Below are 19277 nucleotides of genomic sequence, written 5' to 3' on the forward strand. Positions count from 1 at the left end.
ACCCGGCCGGGTGTCAACAATCAATATTTATCGCGCGATCGTTGTCTTATTTGAAATTTTATTAGTAAAACATTTTACGCTTACAAAAATACCCTTGACAGCTTGAAGTGCATAAATGCTTGAAATGCAGGTGAAAATGAAAAACCCGGGGCAAGGATGCCCCGGGTCGCGAGATTGCTAAAACGAATGTTCACATCAGTCTGAACCATCGTGCGAGCCACGTTCGGATCGCCTCGGAACTTTGAGTGCCAGCAATGCCAACAAGAAGTACGAGTGCGGTCTTCCGAAATTTTGAGCCGAGTGCTGCCCAGAGGCTCTGGTTCACAAGGATCATTGTCCTGACGGTGAAGCAAAATGATAGCCATCGCTTACTGAACCAACCCTCCCGGAGGGCATGGGCGAGCAGATAGTCTTCCTTCAATTCTTCATGAGCCGGCTCGTACACTTTTTCTCTGACTGAGCGTGGGAGGAGGAAGGGGAATAAATTCCACCAGCGAATGAGAGCCCCTTTCAACTCTTCGGATGCGACTACTCTTTCAAAATCAGACAACTCCACCCTGTTATTCGCCTCGTCAAGCGTTATGGTTTTCGGTTTGTACGACGTCGAATTCACATGCTCAACCAACCTACTTATCACATCATGATCGAATTTATCCGATTCCATGTTAAACGATACAGCAATGCCCCTTTTGTACTCTGTTATCACGACCGATGACGATCTGAACGAGCAGAGGCGTTTCAGCAACTGATTTTTCAAGAATTTATCGTCCCGATCAGCCATTGCTGAGGCCTCCCAAATTGAGCCCTCTGGCAGCATCTAACCCAGCGTAAAAATCACGGACGGTACCAAGCGCCGAAACGCCCGCGGCTGCTACTTTGTAGACTCGCTCCTTAATAGTTTGCCCCGCAACAATCTTCTGCTCGTACCGACCTTCTACGAATTTGGACTCTTCGAGCCGAGCCATCAACTGATAGAACGCAGGGGCCGATTTGCGATGCCCCTCTTGCTCCAAGAGGGCGCGAAGCGATCTTCCCGATTGCTCGCCATCCAAGAGCGCGGCGAGCAGCAGAAACTGCAAGTGAGTAATGTCTGGCAGTGGCATGGCACCCCCTAAGTAACGCGACCTTACTAAGGTCATGTTATCTCGACCAGCGGCTGATGTCAAGCACACGGGTAGGATCGCTACTCGTCGAACAAATTCGGGGGTTGCGGTGGGTCGATCACGGTGAGGCCGGGCGTGTCGCGCAGCACCTTTTCTAGCCGTTTGGCGTTCGCAATGGCGTCCGGCATCCCGGCGCGCTGGTACTCGTCGGCGGTGATCTCCAAACTTATCGCCCGTGTACCCACGCAGTTGTTGAAGAAGATCAGCGCCTCGTCCGCGCGGCCCTTTTCGGCCGCGGCCTTTAGCCCGGCGGCCCACTCGCGCAGCTCGGCCTCGGTGTAGTCGTAGGCGTAGCGCAGCTTGCCGTCCTGATACCAGTTATCGGCGTTCTGAGAGTGGAGACGGGCGTAGATGCGACGGTTCGCGATTCGTAGTCCGCGTGGGAACAGAGTAGGCACATCCGGGACGCCCACACTCACCAAATCCAGATCGACGTGCTCCATCCACTCGCGCAAGTTCGGCGCGTTCCAGGACCGGTGCCGGAACTCCACCGCCACCCGGTGCGGCTTCAGTTGCGCGCCGACGTGCGTGATCCACGCGCGGTTGTCGGCGGTGTTGTGGAACGCTTCCGGCACCTGGAAGATCAGCCCGAGCGACTTGCCCGTCGCGGCGAGGTGGTCGGCGGCCTGCTTGAACGCCGGGATGTCGTCGATCGATCTCTCGTGGCTCACGGACTTCGGCACCTTGAGCGTGTAGCCGAACCCGGGCGACGACCGGCGGGCCATCTTCGTGATCTGCTCGCGCGTCGGCGGGCGGTAGAACGACGAGTTGATTTCGACGGCCGCGAACCGCGTCGCGTAGTACGGCAGCATGTCGTGTTGTGTGGTGCCGCGCGGGTAGAACCCGCCGACCCACGCGGGGTACGCATATCCCGCCGTACCGATCCGAACGTTCATTCGAGCTTACAGTTTGTATGCGCGGAGCGGGCGAGAGAGATATTCTAACCGCACTCTGTCATGCGCGGTAACTCGGTGAACCGCACGCGCACACGCCGTTACGGTTCAGTTGCGCGACACCAGCCACCGCCGCGGTTACACTGTGCAGATCCACAAGCCCCGGAGACCGTTCATGTCCGCTCAGATGTTCGGCGAAGTGATCCCGAACGGCATCTCCATTCTCATCGGCATCTGTGTGACGCTGGTCGGTTTTCGCGTCTTCGGGAAGAAACCGGGCGTGAGCGAAGAAGCCGATCGGTGGCACGCGAAGACCGGGAAGTGGCTCAAGCTCCTCGGCCCGGTGATCGTGCTCGGTGGCCTCGTGTCACTCGTCGCAACGACCGGCAAGTATTGGTCGCGGCCGGCCGATGGCTGGAGCCGCCACACCACTACAGACGGGGCGTGCAGTGTCGAATTCCCACACGCCCCGCAACACGAAGTGCAATCGGCCCCCGGCAATAACGGCGAGAGCCTGAACGTGGCGGACACGAGCCACAACACAAATTACTCGCTCACATTCTCGGACCTCTCGGCCAAAGATGCCGCGCACCCAATTGATGAGCAGTTCGACGACATCCGCGACATCTTCATGAGTGCGTCGCCGGGCGGCACAACGCCGGTGCTACTCGATGATCGCGTGCTCGTTGAGAACGGCTTCCCCGGTCGGGAATATCGCATCGCGGTCGGGCACCAGTTCGTGACGCGGATCAAGGTGTTCATCAACGGCTCGCGCGTCTACCGTGCCATCGCGGTGAACCCGCCCGATATCGAACTCGATCGCAAATCCCAGCGGTTCATCGGCTCCTTCCGCTTCGAGATCCGCAAGCCGTGACCGGGCACGTTTTCTCTACTCCATCGCCATTTGCAGAGTCCCGCGGTACGATGCACTCTCACCACTGAGAGTCGCACCATGTCCAAAGCCAAGAAGCCGGTGCTGGCGAAGCTGTCCGATCTCCAAGCAGGAAACTACGTCGATTGCTTCGTGCAACTCGCGGAGAAGCAGCGTAAGACGCTGACGGACGGCAAACCGTTCATCACCTGCAAGTACCGCGACGCCAAGCGCACCGTCGGGGCCGTGCCCATTTGGGGCGACGTGCCGCTGTTCGATCAGGCCCAAGAGTGGCAGGTCGGGCAGTTCTTCAAGGTGCGCGCGACCTACACCGAGCACGAGAAGTACGGCCCGCAGCTCGATGTCGAGCAGATTCGGCAGGTCGAGGACCGCGACCGCGCGGACGGGTTCAGTGAACTCGATTTCGTCGAGCGCTCCCGTCACGACCCCGCCGAGATGTTCGCGGAACTCGAAGCTCTCGTAAGTGGGGAAGTCGCAGACGGCCCGCTCCGCGCACTCACTCTGAATCTGCTCACGACACACGCCGACACGCTGAAAACGCTGCCGGCCTCCACGCGGCACTTCTACCCGTTCGCGGGCGGCTGGCTCGAACACACGCTCTCGGTCGCGCGCTCGTGTGCGTGGTTGGCGGACCGATACGCGGCCCAATTCCCCGAACTGAACCCGCCCCTGAATCGCGGTCTGGTAATCGCGGCCGCCGTGCTGCACGACATCGGCCGGGTCCGCGGGGTAGATTTGCCGCCCGGTCAACCCGGGCACGTCAACGTCCCCGGCGAGTTGTTCGGGCACCTGTTCCTCGGTTACGACATGATCCGCACGGCCGCAAGCGCGGTACCCGACCTCGACCCCGAACTGCTCAACCTGCTGTTGCACTGTGTCATCACACCGCTGAGGCTCCCGGAGCGCGGGGCGTCGCGGTTCCCGTGCATCCCCGAAGCCCTGATCCTCCACCACGCGGACGAACTCGACGGGAAGTTGGAAATGCACGTCCGGTGCCTCACGCGCGACACGTCCGACGGCCCGTTCACCGACCGCGACCCCGTCCTCGGGCGCCCGCTGTTAAAGGCACGCAAGGTGTGACGGTATCTGAGGTACGCCCCGGTGCGCCTTCTTCCCCTCGCCGTGACGAGGAGGAATGAAAAACCCGGATACGGAGAACCAACGTGAGCACGACCGCAACGAGCCTCTACGACATTCCCGTTTCTACGATCGACAACACGCCCATCACACTGGAGCCGTACCGCGGTAAGGTGCTGCTCGTCGTGAACGTCGCCAGCAAGTGCGGGTTCACCGGGCAGTACAAGGGGTTGGAAGAACTGTACCGCAAGTACAAGGATCGCGGGCTGGTGATCCTGGGGTTCCCGTGCAACCAGTTCATGGCCCAGGAACCGGGCAACGCGGAAGAGATTCAATCGTTCTGCTCGCTGAAGTACGACGTGACGTTCCCGATGTTCGCGAAGGTGGACGTGAACGGGAAGAACGAACACCCGCTGTACACGCACCTCAAGGGCGCCGCGCGCGGTACCCTGGGCACGCGGGGCATCAAGTGGAACTTCACCAAGTTCCTCGTGGACCGCACCGGGAACGTGGTCGCGCGCCGCGGACCGACGACCGCGCCGCACCAACTCACCGCCGATATCGAACACCTGTTGGGATGACGCAGTGAACGACGAAGCCGGCTTTCTGCAAGCGATCGCGGACCAACCGGGCGAGCGCGTCACGCGACTCGCCTACGCCGATTGGCTGGAGGAAAACGGACGCTCCCAAGAAGCCGAGTTCCTGAAGGCGCAACTTCAGATCGAGGAAATGAGCGCCCGACTCATCGCTCTCGGCGGGAAGCTCGATACGAAGTGGCTCGCAGGCATCGGCAATCCTGCACCGGAGCAAATGAGCCTAACTTTAAATTCCGGTCGTGAGATTGAACTGACTGGATTGAACCAACGACCCGTTTATGGGCATTTCACACTTGGAGCACCGCGCATTACGGACAATGACCGAAGAGTAGACAACCTTGTAACTGCTGAGCAAGAACGCATCGGACGGGCGCCTTACCTTATTCACCCGCGGCAGCGACCAGTAGAATCAGGCAGCCCGGATCGTCTCATTCAAGGCCGCGCGCTCTTACCCGGTATAGTCTGCGTCGCCACTTTCACATCATTCAAGCCAGCGCGTGACGAAGATCTCGTCTACTCCGAATTGGATATCATCTGGTTCCAATACTTTCCGGCACTTCCCATCGATCCGGGCGTGCGCGAGCAAATCCGAGCCATTGATTGGAATCAGCACGCACACGATTTCGATTGGTGACGTCACTTCACCGGCACGTCCCACAGTTTCACGGTGCCGTCACTGCCGGCGGAGACGAGCGTCTTGCCGTCCGGGGTGAATCCCACGCCGAACACCGCGCCGCGATGCCCGGTCAGCGTTTTCACTTCCGCGCCGTCTAACGCAGACCACAACTTCACGCTGCCGTCTTCGTGGCCGGTCGCCAGAAACTTGCCATCACGATCGAACGCAACCGCGCGCGTTCCGCCGGCGCTGCCCAGTTTCGGGCGCTCGGATTTGTCGGCCAGTGCCCACCAGCGCGGACCGCCGGTCGCAGCCGCAGCGAGCACTTTGCCATCTGCGGATACGGCCAGAGTGTGAACGCGGTGCTTCTCAACTGGCAACAGACCGAGCGGTGAGCCCGTCGGCCAGTTCCACAAGCGCACGCCGCCATCTTCGCCCGCAGAAGCCAGTGTCTTGCCGTCCGCGAACGCGAGCGCGTGAATCCGTCGCGTGTGGCCCTTTAAGGTGCGAATCGGTTTCCCATCCGGCACGGTCCACAGGCGAACGATGTGATCGCTACCTGCCGAAGCGAGCGTTTTGCCATCAGGGGCGAACGCGACACATTCAACGGTCGCGTCCGATGCGGTGACGACCGCGCCGGGCGCTCCCGTGGCCGCGTCCCAAAGGCGCACGGTCCGGTCGTCACCACAAGAACTGAGGGTTTTGGAGTCGGGAGAAAAGGCAAGGCCGAACACCTTCCCCGTGTGGCCTTCGAGCGTGAATTTCGTGATGGTCGCACCAGCGTCCCACACGCGGATCACTTTGTCTTCACCCGCTGCGGCAATCAGTGCCCCATCAGGCGACACCGCGACCACGCGAACGCTTCCGCCGGCGCTCAAACTGACGCGCTCCTGACCGCGTGGCCACAGCAGCCACACGCCAACGCCGACGAGAATAACAGGGAGGAAAAAAGTCGCGCCGCGAACCCATCCGCGGCGCGAAGAAGTCGTAGTGTCCGTGGTCATAGATGGCTCAATAGTCCCCGACCACTTCCCCGCCCGCGCGGGTGCCGAGCCGCTCCCAGGTTACCGGGTTGATGGTGTTCTGGATGACACGCACGGACCCGTCACACAGCAGGAAGTTGACGCCCTGCGTGTGATTACTGTTGGAATCTTCGACGTGATCGAGCGGGTTGTTCGGAACACGCCCGTCGACCGCTTCACCCGTATTCGTCAGGCACAGCGTCGGCGGTCCCTCGAAATCGTAGGTCGGGTTGACCGGAGGGTTCGCGCAACCGGTAACAGCACCCACCCACGTCGTTTGCGGCGATCGCCGGCTCCCGCGCTCACCAACCATGAGCGTGTTGCTCAGGCCATCGGTGATGTCGCCCGCACGAACCTTGCTGTTGCGGTACAGCACGCCGTTAGCCGTGTCCGGGTAGGCCGTTACCTCGAACGTGCCGCCCACACCGACGTAATTGGCGAACGCGACCGTTGTTAGCACAGTTCCGCCTTCGTCCACCGCATTGAACGTTGGCGAAGCCGGGTTATCCGACGGGCACAGGAACACCGCGAGCGGCCGCACGCGCGCTGATGCGTTTGCGGGATCGCGGATGTCCAGAGTGTAGTTGATGGTGCGAGCGAGGTTGTCTTGCTCCAGATCGGGAAGCAGCACTGCAGCCCACCCCCAACCCGGCCCGGTACCGTCACTATTGGTCGAAGCGGCACCGGAGGTGAACCCCGCCGGGAACCGCTCCATCCGCGAGTGGTAGCTGTGCATTCCCAGGCCGATTTGCTTCAAGTTGTTCTGACACTTCATCCGGGCGGCGGCTTCGCGAACCTTCTGCACCGCCGGGAGCAGCAATCCGATGAGGATCGCAATGATGGCAATGACGACCAGCAGTTCAATCAGGGTGAACCCGCGCGGCGACTTCAGATGATACTTGGACATCGTATGACCTCCGCGAGCAATCAATAACCTTCAATACGAGGATACGGACAGAGTAGTTCAAAGTAAAACCAGTTTCGCCTATTTTATTCCCGCACTCAACGAAGACACAGGGCTTCCGCCCTGTGCTACGAACGCCGGCCCCTCCGGGGCGGAAAGACATTGGCCTTCACCGCCACATCGAGAACGGGATGAATGCGACGCGGTTGTTGATTGTTGGTTCTCGCCCCGGAGGGGCCGGCGGACGTAGCACAGGGCGGAAGCCCTGTGGTCCTATTTGGAAATGCGGTTACTTCTTCGGTGGTGCGAGTAGTGCGTCGGCCTTTGTGGGGTGCTTCTGCACGTAGTCGGCGATGCCGTTGAAGAACTCCAGGAACTGCTCCGCACCCTGCTCCGCCACTTTGGGGGCAGCCGGCCCCATCAGGCGCAGTGCCAGAGTTGCGGCCTTGCTGTCACTCACGAGGAAGATTTGCACGCTGGTGCTGAACGACGCGACGCCGTCCTTTGTCGCCTTCCGCGGGTGCGTGAGGATCGCGACCGCCTTCACCGGAACCGCGGGCGCGGCGACGCCGGGCTTCACCTTGCCCGTGGCGTACCACACGCGCCCGTCCTGGAACGTGCCGACCGTGCGCCACACGACTTCGCTGCCGTTCTCATCGGTCCACGCGAACAGCCCGTTTCCCGCGTCGGAAATGGGCACGGCCTGGACCTTCAGCCGGTTCCAAGCCGCCGCGACGCGGTCCGGGTGGTCGAACAGCCACTCGTACATCGAAACGGTGCAGATGACGTCCGGGGCGGCCGCGCGGGTGGAGACGGTCGGCTTCTGCACCACCTTCATCACCGCGTCGCGGTAGTCCGCGTGGACGGCGTCGGCGAGGTTCACGCGGACCGCGCCGGCCGTGTTCGGGAGAGTCGCCGGCATCGCGGCCGGCATTGCGGGGGTCGCGCCCGGCTCGGCGGATGCGGGCAGCGGCGGTGCCGCACACGCGACTCCGGCCACCGTACTACCAAACAGCACGCCCAGCACCTTCGCGGGTCCGGTCATGGGGCACCTCGTCCGTGATTGCCGCGCGGTCCGGGGCCGGTTGGGGGACCGAACCACCGAGGGGGACCGCGCAATACGTCATAATGAATCGAACCGGCGCGACCGCGATCATGAGCAATTCTGGTTGCCCAGTCCGGTTGCCCTTGCCGCGTCGCGATCAAACGGGGTAACCTCCCGCCGCGAGTGCAACTTACCAGCGCGGCCGTTTTTCGCGGCGTCGCCTCGGTTCCGGGCAATCGGGCCACCGAGCGAAAAAGGCACCAGAAGTTCGGCGAAGGTCAGGAGGACCGGCAAATGACACGCAAGAAATGGACGACGCGCGCGGCCGGGGTGGTGGCGCTGGTCGTGGTAATCGGCGGTACTTGGGCCGGCTTCAACGCATCCGTTCTCCGTGCGAAGTTCGCCGCGCAGAAGCTCGCCGCCGCGACCACTGATGAAGACCGCACACAACGGGCCGACCAGCTCGTGAGTTACGGCACGCCGGGCATCGACCAACTCATCGGCTTCGTGAAGACGGGCGACGACGCCACGCGCACGGCGGCCGTCGGCGCGCTCGACCGGCACCTGAACGCGATGCCGGACGGCGACGCCCGCGCGGTCGCCATCGGTGGCTCGGTTCTCGACGCTTTCCCCAATGCGAACGAAGCCGGGAAGCACGCCGTCTTGGTGCTCGTGCCCACCATCTTGAACCGCACCAACGGCACGCACGCGGACCGCTGCCGCGCCATCGTGACCGAGGGATTGAAACTACCGGACCTCAACGCCCGGCTCGCAGCGGTCCGGCTCGCGATCCACCCCGACATCAAATTGCGGACCGAGATCGTCCCCCTCCTCGCGGCGAAAGAACCGGAACTCCGCGGCGCGAGCCTGTTCGCGGTGGCGGCCAATTCCGACGGCGAGCAGGTGATCGGCGACGAGGAACTGTTCCGCTGGCTGCACGACCCGGACGCGGGCGTGCGCCAGGTGTGCCACGATGCGCTCGTGGGTCGGAACCGCTCCGACGTGGACATCACACTCGGTCGGCGCCTCACGCATACTGACCCGAACGAGCGGCTGAAGTTGCTCCTCGACCTGCGGTACGACGACGATGTCACCGACCCGGAACCGTGGCTGGAGCGCCTCAGTCGCGACCCCGAACCCGCCGTGCGCGCCGGCGCCGCGCGCGTGATGGTCGAGATCGCGGCCGCGCGCAAGATCCCCTGCCCCGCGTGGATCGCCCGCGTCACCGATGGGGATGTTCACCCGACCGTGCGCTTCATCGCCAATTACTACCGCCAACTCCCCGCGCCCGCACCGGCCGGGGCGGTTCCCGCTGGTGGATCAAAGCAGAACTGACTTTCGGGAGATTTGAGAGATTCCCGCCCGCTCGTTTGTCAGTGACGCGGGTGAAGCACCTGCGATCCCGGGAAGTGCCCCCGCCGATCCGATTCGGCTGCGATTGCCCAACAAATACGGGCAATTCGCACCCCCGACGAACATTCTAGCAAACTTCTTTTAATCCACATCCGAACCGCGCCGTCAACCAAAAAATTAGAAAATCTGTCCTTCTTGGACACATTGCTCCTTGACGTCGCAACTTACCCGCTTTTACAGTGGATGAAAGATGAGCGCGCGCCTGAAGGTTTACACTTACAAAAGGTGTAAGCCCAAACAGGTTCCGCACCCTTCCCGTGAAGTGGAGATCGGGACGGGGCACCGAAGCCGGTTCGCCACAGCCGTGTTGTTCGGTCGCGGAGGTGTGGGTTCGCTCTCGGAGGATAAAGAGCATTGGGTTCGGTGTTTAACGGCACCGGCCCAGGAATTACTCACGGAAAGATAGACACCAATGCTCGTGCTGTCCAGGAAAAAAAACGAGTCGATTGTAATCAACAACGACATCGTCATTACGGTGGTCGAGATCCGCGGGGATAAGGTGCGCCTCGGCATCGAAGCCCCGAAAGACGTGCCCGTTCACCGCCAGGAAGTGTACGAGGCGATCCACGGCGCAAAGGCCCCGGTAGTCGCGACGAAAACGGACGCCACCGACCCGCCCGCCTGAAGAAACGCACGCACCGCCTGCCACTCAATCCGCCCCGCGACTCCCGGGACGGCTCCCTCCCCCATTTCCGACCGCACCAACATGAGCCGCACCGTTGCGGTACTCGGGGCCAGCCCCGAGCGCCGAAAGTTTGGCAACAAGTCCGTTCGCGCGCACCTCACGGCCGGGTTCACGGTCTACCCCGTTACGCCGAACGTGACGGAAGTCGAAGGGCTCCCCGCGTACCCGTCCGTCACCGAAGTTCCCAGCGGACACATCGACCGCGTGACGGTGTACCTCCCGCCCGCGATCGGGTTGAAGGTGCTGCCGGCGATCGCGGCGCGTGCGCCGGGCGAGGTGTGGTTCAACCCCGGCGCGGACGGCCCCGAAGTGCTGGCCGAAGCGCGCCGATTGGGGCTGAACGTGATCGCGGGGTGCAGTATCGTTGATCTGGGCATGTCCCCGCGACAGTTCGGTGATGAGTGAGGAACTGAAGCCACAATTGTTGGCGCCTTGCCCCTCACGTATCACCGAGTTCGTCACTTCGTCGACAGGTCCGTGAACTTGATGTCCTTGAACTCGACGCGCATCTTCGGGTAGCCGGTGTGCATTTGGAACGCGATGATGCCGTCCTTCGGCGCGTCCTTCGCTTCCTTGCCCGGGAGCTTGGCGAAGTCTTGGTCAACCATCGCTTCACCGTTGATCTTGATCGTGATCTTGGTACCCTTCGCGATGATGAGGTAGTCGTTAAACTCGCTTTCCTTCACGGCCTTCTTGATCGTGTCCGGGCTGGACGCCTTCATCATCCCGCCGACGCCTTCCCCGTAAAGGCTGCCCCAGTACCCCTTACCCACGTCCACTTGCGGCCCCTTCACTTTGAACAGTTTGCCATCGAACACTTCGCTGCGGATCTGCACGCCGCTGTTGCCAACGCCGTCGCGGAGCTGGACCTTGCACGAGAGCTCGAAGTCGCTGTACTTCTTCTTCGAGCAGAAGAACGTGTTGTATTGCAGGTTCTCGGACGTCTCGCCGACAACCGTCTTGGCCTTCGGGTCGAGCTTCCAGAGGTTGGCGTGCCCCTCCCAGTTCTCCGGCTTGAGGAAATCTTCGGTATCATCGGCGCGAACGAATTGCGGCGCGAGGACGAGCGCGACGACCGCGAGCGGCGCGGCGCGGAAGAGGCGGGCACTACGCATGACTGAACTCCGTGAGAGTGTAAGGACCAGAAGTCCCGGTGGGTAACTGGAGGCGGGACGGTGACATGGTTACGTCGCGCGCGCCGGAACGCAAGGGGCTGGCCGCGATCGGGTGCGGCGGGTATGTCGGGTATGTCGGGTATCGGCCGACTCCCGCAGAACCCCTGCCACCCTCCGCCCTCTTGCCGGTGCCCGATTCCCGACACACCCGACATACCCGATTCCTCGGAGGCTGCTCGTGTCGTCCCCCCCTCCCGGCGCTGCCGCCGGTCTGTCGCCCGTTACCCGCTGGCTCGTGGTCACCGTCGCCGCCATCGGGTTCCTCTTCGATACCTACGAACTGCTCATGTTCCCGGTGATCGGGGCACAGGCACTTTCCGAACTGCTGAAGGTGGCGCCGGACAGTGACGCGGTGCGCCTGTGGTCGGGCCGGATGCTGTGGATCGCGGCGCTCGCCGGCGGCGTGTTCGGGTTGCTCGGCGGCATCCTCATCGACCGCCTCGGGCGCAAGACGGTGATGGTCGGGAGCATCCTCGCGTACTCGCTCTCGCCGGTCGCGGCCGCGTACAGTACCGAGCTGTGGCAACTGATTCTGTTCCGCTGCACCACGTTCATCGGCGTGTGCGTGGAACTGGTCGCGGCGGTCACTTGGCTGGCGGAACTGTTCACCGACAAGCGGCAGCGGGAAATGGTGATCGGGTGGACGCTCGCGTGCGCTTCGCTCGGCGGCATCTTCGTGACCGAAGTGTTCAACGAAATCGGTTCGTTCATGCGCTCGCACCCCGAGGGGGTGTCGTGGTTGCCGGTACCGCCGGCCGCGTGGCGGTACACGCTCCTGACGGGGCTGATCCCCGGCGCGCTGATTCTGCTCCTGATGCCGTTCGTCCCCGAGAGCCGCGTGTGGAAAGAGCGGAAACTGTCCGGCACGCTGAAGCGGCCGAGCTTCGGTGAACTGTTCTCGCCGGCGCTTCGCAAGACCACCATCGTGACGACCCTGCTCTCGGCCTGTGGGTACGCGGCCGCGTTCGGCGCGCTGCAACTCACACCGCTCCAGATGACGCCCGGCCTGCCCGTCCTCGATCCGATCAAGAAGGAACACGGCCCCGCGGTGAAGGCGGCGACCGGGAAAGTCAAAGCGGCCGACGAAAAGCTCGCCAAGGCCGAAACCGAGAGCGACAAGAAAGCCGCGACCGAACAAAAGACCGCGGCCGAAAAAGACCTCCGCGCCGCTCAGAAGCCGATCACCGACGAGATCAACGCGACGCGGGGGAACATTCAGCGGTGGCAGGAACTCGGCGGTTTGACCGGCCGCATCCTGTTCGCCATTCTGCTCCTGTACGTTGCAAGCCGCGTGCTGATCCGCATCTTCCTGCTGCCCGGAGTGGTGCTGTTCCCGGTCGCGTACCTCGTGCTGTACCAGGGCGATTACACAGTTTTCGCAGCGGCGATTTTCCTCTGCGGGCTCGTCACGATCGCGCAGTTCAGTTACGTGAGTGAGTACCTGCCCAAAGTGTTCCCGGTTCACCTGCGCGGCACCGGTAGCGGGTTCGCAACGAACGTGGGGGGCCGCATGCTCGGTACGATGGCCGCGACCCTGAACACGGAACTGCTGGCACCGATGCTCAGCGGTGAGGGGAACCCGGCGAAGGTGGCGAAGGCCGCCGCGATCATCGGTTCGGCCGTGTACGCGATCGCTCTGGTGCTGTCCTTCATGCTGCCCACGCCGAAGGAAGAAACCCCACCCGCTCCGCCTGCGCCTCCCGCGTAACAACACGCGATCGCTCTTCCTGCAGTCGCCGATCTCGAACCGGTGTAACGACACGTGGTTCGAGGTCGGCGACTGCAGGAAGAGCGGCACCGTCTCATCAGCTCCATCGCCGCACACAGCTACGAGCCTCGGCTAACATTGGCTAACATTTTCGGTCCGCCCAATTGTTAGTCAATCGCCGCAAATCATTTACAGTAAAAGCCTTACTAGCAGCCAACACTGACCACATTGAAGGGGTTTGTTAGCCCCGGCTGCGCTCCGTGATTCTGCCTTCAATGCCCGCACAAACCCGTTTGGATGCTGGCAATCGGGCAGTTTACATATTTACACTATTCTACACTCGCCGCGCGAGAAAATAAAGACATAATCCGCGCGTGTCGCGTGCCCGCCCGCAGCACGAATTCAACAACACCGCCGAACTGTGGTAGAACAGGAGCGTATCGCCGCACGTCGCAGGGAATCGATGAGTACGCTACCCGAACACCCCTACCAGGAGGGGACGAAGCCGGCCAACGGACCGCCCGCGTGGACCAACGCGGACGCGGTCCCGGCGCGCTTCGGCGATTTCGAGATCGTCTCCAAACTCGGCCAGGGCTCCTTCGGGCAAGTCTTCCTCGCGCGCCAAGTGTCGCTCGAACGCAACGTTGCGCTGAAAGTAATTGATGGCGAACCGGCCGGGCACAACGAGGGCCAGTTGCTCGCGGGCCTGGAACACGATCACATCGTGAAGGTGTACTCCGCGTTCCTGGACCCCCCGAGCGGGCTGAGCGGGCTGTGCCTCCAGTACGTGCCCGGCGCGGACCTCGGGGTGCTCATTCGCCACATCTACGAGGGCGGGCGCGTCCCGGAATCGGGGCGGGCGCTGCTCAAGGCGCTCGACCAGTTGCGCCGCGGAGATCCGGGCTTCGACCCGGCCGCGCTCCGGGACCGCGAAGCGCTCGCGGCCGACGATTTCCCGCAAGCGGTGTGTCGGCTCGGGGGCCGGATGGCCGAAGCGCTCGCGTTCGCCCACGCGCACGGCATCCTGCACTGCGACATCAAGCCCGGGAACATTCTGCTCACGCCCTACGGCCGACCGATGCTCGCCGACTTCAACGTGGCGTTCGATCGCAAGCGGCACCGCTCCGAGGACACGCGATACGGGGGTACGCTCGCGTACATGGCCCCCGAGTACCGCGCCGTGATGCTCAACCTGCCCGGTGGGAAGGCCGACGAGCAGTGCGACATCTATTCGCTCGGCGTGGTGCTGTACGAACTCGCGACGGGCACGCGCCCGACCCGGACGAGCGATTCGTCCGAGACGCGGGAAACGGTGGTCCCGGGCACCGTGCCCGCGCGTGCGCCCCTGCCCAACGTGCGCCCGTCACCCGATGCACTGGACCGCGTGCCGCGTGAACTGGCCGCGGTGATTTGCCGCGCGATCGACCCCGAGCCGGTCAACCGGTACCAGACCGGCACGGAACTCGCGAACGCACTGGCGAGCGCGGGGCAGTTATTGACGGCCCGCCGCGCGCTCCCCGCGCCGTCGCCCCTCGGCCGCTGGGCGACCGCGAACCCGATTCGCGCGCTCGCGGTGGCCGGCATCTTCCCGCACGTCGTCGCGTCCGTCGTGCAGATCGGCTACAACACGGTCAAAATCCAACTGGTCGGGCACCAAGAATTTGTCTTCCTGTGCCTCGTCATTGCCTACAACCTCTTTGCCTACCCCGTTTTGGGCGGCACCGCGCTGTACCTGTTCCGGCAAGTCAAGCACCGGCTCCCGAAGGTGCCCGCGATGCCCGGCCCGGAGCTCGACACGTTCCGCGGCCGGGTGTGCCAACTGTGCTGGCGCGCGGCGGCGCTGGGCGCGATCGGGTGGCTCCCCGGCGGGCTGATCTTCCCGCTCGTCATCGATCTCTTTGCCGGCCCGATTTCGTGGCAAACCTACGCGCACTACGTGATCTCGTTCACCCTCGGGGGGCTCATCGGCGTGGTGTTCAGTTACCTGAGCATCGCCTACGTGGTGCTCCGCGCGCTGCTCCCACAACTGGGGAACCCGGACACGTATACGCCCGCGAAGGCCTGGGACGAGATACGCCCGCTCACGACCCCGTTCGGGGCGATGGTGATGCTAGCGAGCGGCGTCCCCCTGGTAGGCGCGGTGCTGCTGTTGACGCTCGCGGACACCGCGTTCACGTTCGGCTTCCGGGTGCTAGTCGCGGGCCTGATCGGTGCGGGCGTCGCGGGTGTTGGGCTGGCGGAGCGTATCGTCCGCCGGTTGCGCCAACTCGCCGCGGTCTGGCAGAAGGATGTGGAAGTGCGGTGACGGATCAAGGATTCCCGGGGTGCGCGTGCGCACCCCGGGAACTGATAATCGCCCCTTTTTAAGCTCCCCGGCCCAACCAAAAACCCTCACTTCGTCCCATCCGACCGGTTCTTCAGCCCCGGCCGGAAATCCTGTGCTACGGTTCGATTAGTACGTCCGCACGCAAGACACCCCTCTGTGCCGGGGCCGCCCGAATGTCCGTCCGTCCCGAAGCCCAGGTCGAGCCGATACCCGGTTACAAACTCCTCGATCGCCTCGGCGCGGGCGGGTTCGGAGAGGTTTGGCGCTGCGAAGCGCCCGGCGGGATCTTCAAAGCTGTAAAAATCATCCACGGCGACCTGCGGTCCAAAGACAGCGACCTCGTCCGCTACGCCGAACAGGAACTCAAGTCCCTCAAGCGCGTGAAGCAGGTCCGGCACCCGTACCTCCTCGCGCTCGACCGCTTCGACATCATCGAAGGCCGGCTCATGATCGTCATGGAGCTGGCCGACTGCAACCTCTGGGACCGGTTCCGCGCGTGCCGCGAGGCGGGGTTAATCGGCATCCCGCGCGACGAGCTGCTCCAGTACATGTCCGAGATCGCCGAGGTGCTGGACCTGTTCAACGACCAGTTCCAGCTCCAGCACCTGGACATCAAACCGCAGAACCTGTTCCTGCTCTACAACCACGTCAAGGTGGCCGACTTCGGACAGGTCAAAGACCTGCAGGGGCTGATGGCCCAGGTCACCGGCGGCATCACGCCGGTGTACGCGGCCCCCGAAACGTTCGACGGCGTCATTACTCGTTACTGCGACCAGTACAGCCTCGCGTGCGTGTACCAGGAGTTGCTGACCGGGGCGCGCCCGTTCGACGGCAGCAGCATGAGTCAACTGCTCATGCAGCACTTGAACCTGCCACCGCACCTGGACCCGAGCCCGCCCGCGGACCGCCCCGCACTGGCTCGCGCGCTCTCCAAGAAGCCGGACGACCGGTGGCCGAGCGTCTCCGCGTTCGTGCGCAACTTGATGGGCGGACCGCCCCTGAGCGGGATCTCGCAACCGATACGGTTCAGCGCGTCCGAAGTGGACACGCCCAATCTGATTAGCATGCCGGCCGCGCCCGGTTCCGTGTTCATGTCGGTGGCCGACGACACGCCCCCGCGCGAAACCTACGGCCCAATATTCACGCCGGCGCCGCCGGAACTGTCCGGCGACGGCCCGCTCCAACCGGCACTGGTGCTCGGGCTCGGGAACGCCGGGCTGCGCGTCATTCAGCGGTTGCGGTTCGACCTCACCGAGCGCTACGGGCACGCCGGTTTGACGCCGGCGCTCCGCACGCTGTTCATCGACACCGACGCCGACGCCCTCGATGATGCGACCCGGGCGCGCGCCGCGGACCGGCTCGCGCAACTCGGGCCGGACGAGGTGTACGCGGCCAAACTGAACCGCGCCGGGCACTACATGAAGCCGCGGTTCAACGGGCGCAGCCTCACCGAGGGCTGGTTCGACCCGCAACTGCTCTACAAGCTCCCGCGCACGCCCCAAACCCTGGGCGTGCGGTCGTTCGGTCGGCTCGCGTTCCTCGACCACTACCGCACGCTGATGACGAAGGTGCAGGCCGACCTCGACGCGGCCGTGGCGCCCGATGCGATACTCCTCACCGAGGCCCGCACCGGGCTGAAGCGGCGCACGAACCGCCCCCGCGTGTACCTGGTCAGCAGTTTGGCCGGCGGAACCGGCGGCGGGATGTTCCTCGACCTCGCATACGCGGTGCGCAGCCGGCTCAAGCGCATGGGGTACGACCGCCCCGAAATCATCGGGCTCTTCGTCCTGCCGCCCGCGGACGCGACGCTCACGCACCCCCAAGCGCTGGGGAACACGTTCGCCGCGCTCACCGAACTGAACCACTACAGCCGCCCCGACACCGTGTTCACCGCGCACTTTGACGAGCGGAGCGGGTACGTCAAAGAACAGGACGCGCCGTTCACCCGGTGCTACCTGCTGCCGGGATCGGCGTCCGGGAACGTGCCGCAATCCGGGTCCAGTATCAGCCCGCCGCCGCGCCGCACCCCGCTGAGCATCCCGAACCCCGGCTCGCGCCCGCGGCTCGGGTCCGGGGGCGTCCAGAAGCCCGGTTCGCGCATCATCACGCCCGGCCCCCAGCGCACCCCGGACCCGAGCGCCGCGTCCGCCGCGCTCAAGCCGTTCGGCGACGCGGCCGAGCGCATCCGGCTGGATCTCTTCTCTCCGATCGGGCGCGGCGCGGACGAGGCCCGCGCTGCCGAAGAATTCACCGAGCACCCCGGACCGGTTACGGTTTCGGCGTTCGGCGTGGCGACGTTCGATTGGCCCCGCGCCGAAGTGATAAGCCGAACCGCCGCGTCCGTCGGGCGCGCGATCCTGCGGCGCTGGGCGGCCCCCGACCTGAAGCGCGTCCGCGAAGTGATGCCCGGCATCGCCGCGAGCCGGTGGACCCAACTGGGGCTCGACCCCGACACCATTCTCGGCCGGCTCCAGCGCGCCGCGGACCAATCGGCCGGCGGCCGGGTGGACGCACTGGTGGAATCGGTCACCGAGCCGCTCGTCCCGCGCGGGTGGCTCAACCGGCTCCCGGAACCGACCCAAGTCAACCTCGCCCTCGACGGGCTGAACCGCGTGCTCGGTCCGCCGGCGTCTTCCCTGAAGCGCCCGCCGACCGCACTCGAAGAGGGGGTGGCGCGGGCCGCCGGGGACGCGGGCGCCGCGTTCGCCCTGGACCTGCGCACGCTCGCACCGGTGCTCGTGGACGACGCGGAGTTCCGGCTCGCCGGGACCGAAGAGCTGTTCCGCCAGTTCCTCGCCACCACGGACCGCCTCATCGACCGGTACACGCAACTCGCGGTCGAACTCGATTCCAAGGCCGTTACCGGGTTCGAGTGCCTCTCGCGGTACGCGCACTTCCAGAAGGGCATGTGGAAGCCCACGGCCGCGGAACTGACGGACGCGCTGCGCCAGTACCCGCGCGCCCGGTTCCAGGCGCTCACCTTCCGACAACTGGTCACCACTTACCAGACCGTGCGCGACGTGCTCGCGGGCCAGGTCGCCGACGTCGCGGTGGCCCGGCAGCGCATGGCGGCCGCCAGCGCGAGCGTGCCCGACGAGCCGCCCGAACCGCCCGCGTCGCTCCGCCGGCTCATGCCGCCCGGGTGCCCGACCATCGGGGACGCGGTCGACCGGTTCCTGAAGGTGCTCACCGACGCGGACCTGGTCGAGATCGACCGGCGCGTGCAGTCGGTCCTCGAGCCGGAAACGGGCGGGCTGTTCCAGGTCTGTCTGAACTCGTCGGCCGGGGTCGAGGGCGTGATCGCGGTGGTGTTTGAAGAGACCCGCGCGCACCTGGACCAGCGGCTCGGCGAGGTCGGGTTGGCGTCCATGTTCGCGGAGCGGTTCCGCACGCCGCAGCAGGCGGAGCGGGCCATCGAACAGGCGTACCAGGAAGCGGAACCGGCGTGGACCGGGTACGGCCCGTGGGCCGCGTCGGAAGTGGCGGTGCTCACGTGCCCCGGCGGGTCATCCGGCGAAGCGCTGCGCGAACTGGCGCGGCGCGCGATCCCGATCGCCGGGCTCCCGATCGCGGACAGTTGCGACGACCTCACGATCTACCGCGAGTGGAACGCGGTCCCGCTGGCCGCGCTCCCGCACCTCGGCCCGGCCGCGGCCGCGGCTTACGGGGCGATGCCCGAAACGAACCAGTGTTCGCCCCACACCCGCCTCGACGTAACCACCTGGCTGGACGTGGACGCACTGTAACCCGGCCGTCACTCTT

The 19277-nt window shown here is 64.3% G+C and carries 17 protein-coding genes; 10 read left to right on the top strand and 7 right to left on the bottom strand.

The features are described 5' to 3' along the window. Positions 1-190: 190 nt before the first annotated feature. From J8F10_RS20995 to J8F10_RS21005, 3 genes are all read right to left on the bottom strand, one after another. Complete coding sequence (locus J8F10_RS20995) at positions 191-781, bottom strand: hypothetical protein (RefSeq protein ID WP_210657077.1); 591 nt, start codon at positions 779-781, stop codon at positions 191-193. After that, the gene (locus J8F10_RS21000; RefSeq protein ID WP_210657079.1) at positions 774-1103 is read right to left on the bottom strand and encodes a helix-turn-helix transcriptional regulator; all 330 of its coding nucleotides are present in this window, start codon (positions 1101-1103) and stop codon (positions 774-776) included. Before J8F10_RS21000 ends, J8F10_RS20995 begins: the two co-directional genes overlap by 8 nt. A gap of 80 nt (positions 1104-1183) precedes the next feature. Continuing rightward, positions 1184-2059 (bottom strand): DUF72 domain-containing protein, encoded by an 876-nt coding sequence (locus J8F10_RS21005; RefSeq protein WP_210657081.1) that lies wholly within the window; start codon positions 2057-2059, stop codon positions 1184-1186. A gap of 172 nt (positions 2060-2231) precedes the next feature. On the opposite strand from J8F10_RS21005, the gene J8F10_RS21010 reads away from it, so the two are divergent. The 4 genes from J8F10_RS21010 to J8F10_RS21025 all read left to right on the top strand — a co-directional run bounded on the left by J8F10_RS21010 (position 2232) and on the right by J8F10_RS21025 (position 5255). After that, complete coding sequence (locus J8F10_RS21010) at positions 2232-2930, top strand: hypothetical protein (RefSeq protein ID WP_210657083.1); 699 nt, start codon at positions 2232-2234, stop codon at positions 2928-2930. A gap of 78 nt (positions 2931-3008) precedes the next feature. After that, the gene (locus J8F10_RS21015) at positions 3009-4028 is read left to right on the top strand and encodes a 3'-5' exoribonuclease YhaM family protein (RefSeq protein ID WP_210657085.1); all 1020 of its coding nucleotides are present in this window, start codon (positions 3009-3011) and stop codon (positions 4026-4028) included. Positions 4029-4111: 83 nt separating this feature from the next. Continuing rightward, positions 4112-4606, top strand: coding sequence for a glutathione peroxidase (locus tag J8F10_RS21020; RefSeq protein WP_210657087.1), 495 nt, complete (start codon positions 4112-4114; stop codon positions 4604-4606). A gap of 4 nt (positions 4607-4610) precedes the next feature. Beyond that, positions 4611-5255 carry a TIGR02996 domain-containing protein gene (locus J8F10_RS21025; RefSeq protein ID WP_210657089.1) on the top strand — a complete coding sequence of 215 codons (645 nt, stop codon included), beginning with the start codon at positions 4611-4613 and terminating at the stop codon, positions 5253-5255. Positions 5256-5257: 2 nt separating this feature from the next. Here J8F10_RS21025 and J8F10_RS21030 read toward each other — a convergent pair whose 3' ends face one another. From J8F10_RS21030 to J8F10_RS21040, 3 genes are all read right to left on the bottom strand, one after another. Beyond that, complete coding sequence (locus tag J8F10_RS21030; protein WP_210657091.1) at positions 5258-6241, bottom strand: WD40 repeat domain-containing protein; 984 nt, start codon at positions 6239-6241, stop codon at positions 5258-5260. 7 nt (positions 6242-6248) lie between these two features. Further along, positions 6249-7166: a DUF1559 domain-containing protein gene (locus tag J8F10_RS21035; RefSeq protein WP_315854137.1), complete on the bottom strand. Its 918-nt coding sequence runs from the start codon at positions 7164-7166 to the stop codon at positions 6249-6251. 286 nt (positions 7167-7452) lie between these two features. Further along, positions 7453-8208, bottom strand: a complete 756-nt coding sequence (locus tag J8F10_RS21040; RefSeq protein ID WP_210657093.1) for a hypothetical protein — start codon at positions 8206-8208, stop codon at positions 7453-7455. A gap of 294 nt (positions 8209-8502) precedes the next feature. Between J8F10_RS21040 and J8F10_RS21045 the strand changes: the two genes are divergently transcribed. From J8F10_RS21045 to J8F10_RS21055, 3 genes are all read left to right on the top strand, one after another. Beyond that, on the top strand, positions 8503-9543 hold the full coding sequence (locus tag J8F10_RS21045) for a hypothetical protein (RefSeq protein ID WP_210657095.1): 1041 nt from the start codon (positions 8503-8505) through the stop codon (positions 9541-9543). Between the two features lie 490 nt (positions 9544-10033). After that, positions 10034-10246 carry a carbon storage regulator CsrA gene (gene csrA / locus J8F10_RS21050; RefSeq protein WP_210657097.1) on the top strand — a complete coding sequence of 71 codons (213 nt, stop codon included), beginning with the start codon at positions 10034-10036 and terminating at the stop codon, positions 10244-10246. A gap of 81 nt (positions 10247-10327) precedes the next feature. After that, entirely contained in the window at positions 10328-10711 is a 384-nt protein-coding gene (locus J8F10_RS21055; RefSeq protein WP_210657099.1) for a CoA-binding protein, read from the top strand. A gap of 53 nt (positions 10712-10764) precedes the next feature. Here J8F10_RS21055 and J8F10_RS21060 read toward each other — a convergent pair whose 3' ends face one another. Further along, a complete protein-coding gene (locus J8F10_RS21060; protein WP_210657101.1) occupies positions 10765-11421 on the bottom strand; it encodes a 3-keto-disaccharide hydrolase in 657 nt (218 codons plus the stop codon). 238 nt (positions 11422-11659) lie between these two features. On the opposite strand from J8F10_RS21060, the gene J8F10_RS21065 reads away from it, so the two are divergent. From J8F10_RS21065 to J8F10_RS21075, 3 genes are all read left to right on the top strand, one after another. Further along, positions 11660-13189, top strand: coding sequence for an MFS transporter (locus J8F10_RS21065; RefSeq protein WP_315854139.1), 1530 nt, complete (start codon positions 11660-11662; stop codon positions 13187-13189). A gap of 463 nt (positions 13190-13652) precedes the next feature. Beyond that, the gene (locus J8F10_RS21070; protein WP_210657103.1) at positions 13653-15494 is read left to right on the top strand and encodes a serine/threonine-protein kinase; all 1842 of its coding nucleotides are present in this window, start codon (positions 13653-13655) and stop codon (positions 15492-15494) included. Between the two features lie 194 nt (positions 15495-15688). Further along, complete coding sequence (locus J8F10_RS21075; protein ID WP_210657105.1) at positions 15689-19261, top strand: tubulin-like doman-containing protein; 3573 nt, start codon at positions 15689-15691, stop codon at positions 19259-19261. Positions 19262-19277: the final 16 nt, after the last annotated feature.

The sequence above is a fragment of the Gemmata palustris genome (assembly GCF_017939745.1).
In the GTDB taxonomy this organism is placed as follows: Bacteria; Planctomycetota; Planctomycetia; order Gemmatales; family Gemmataceae; genus Gemmata; species Gemmata palustris.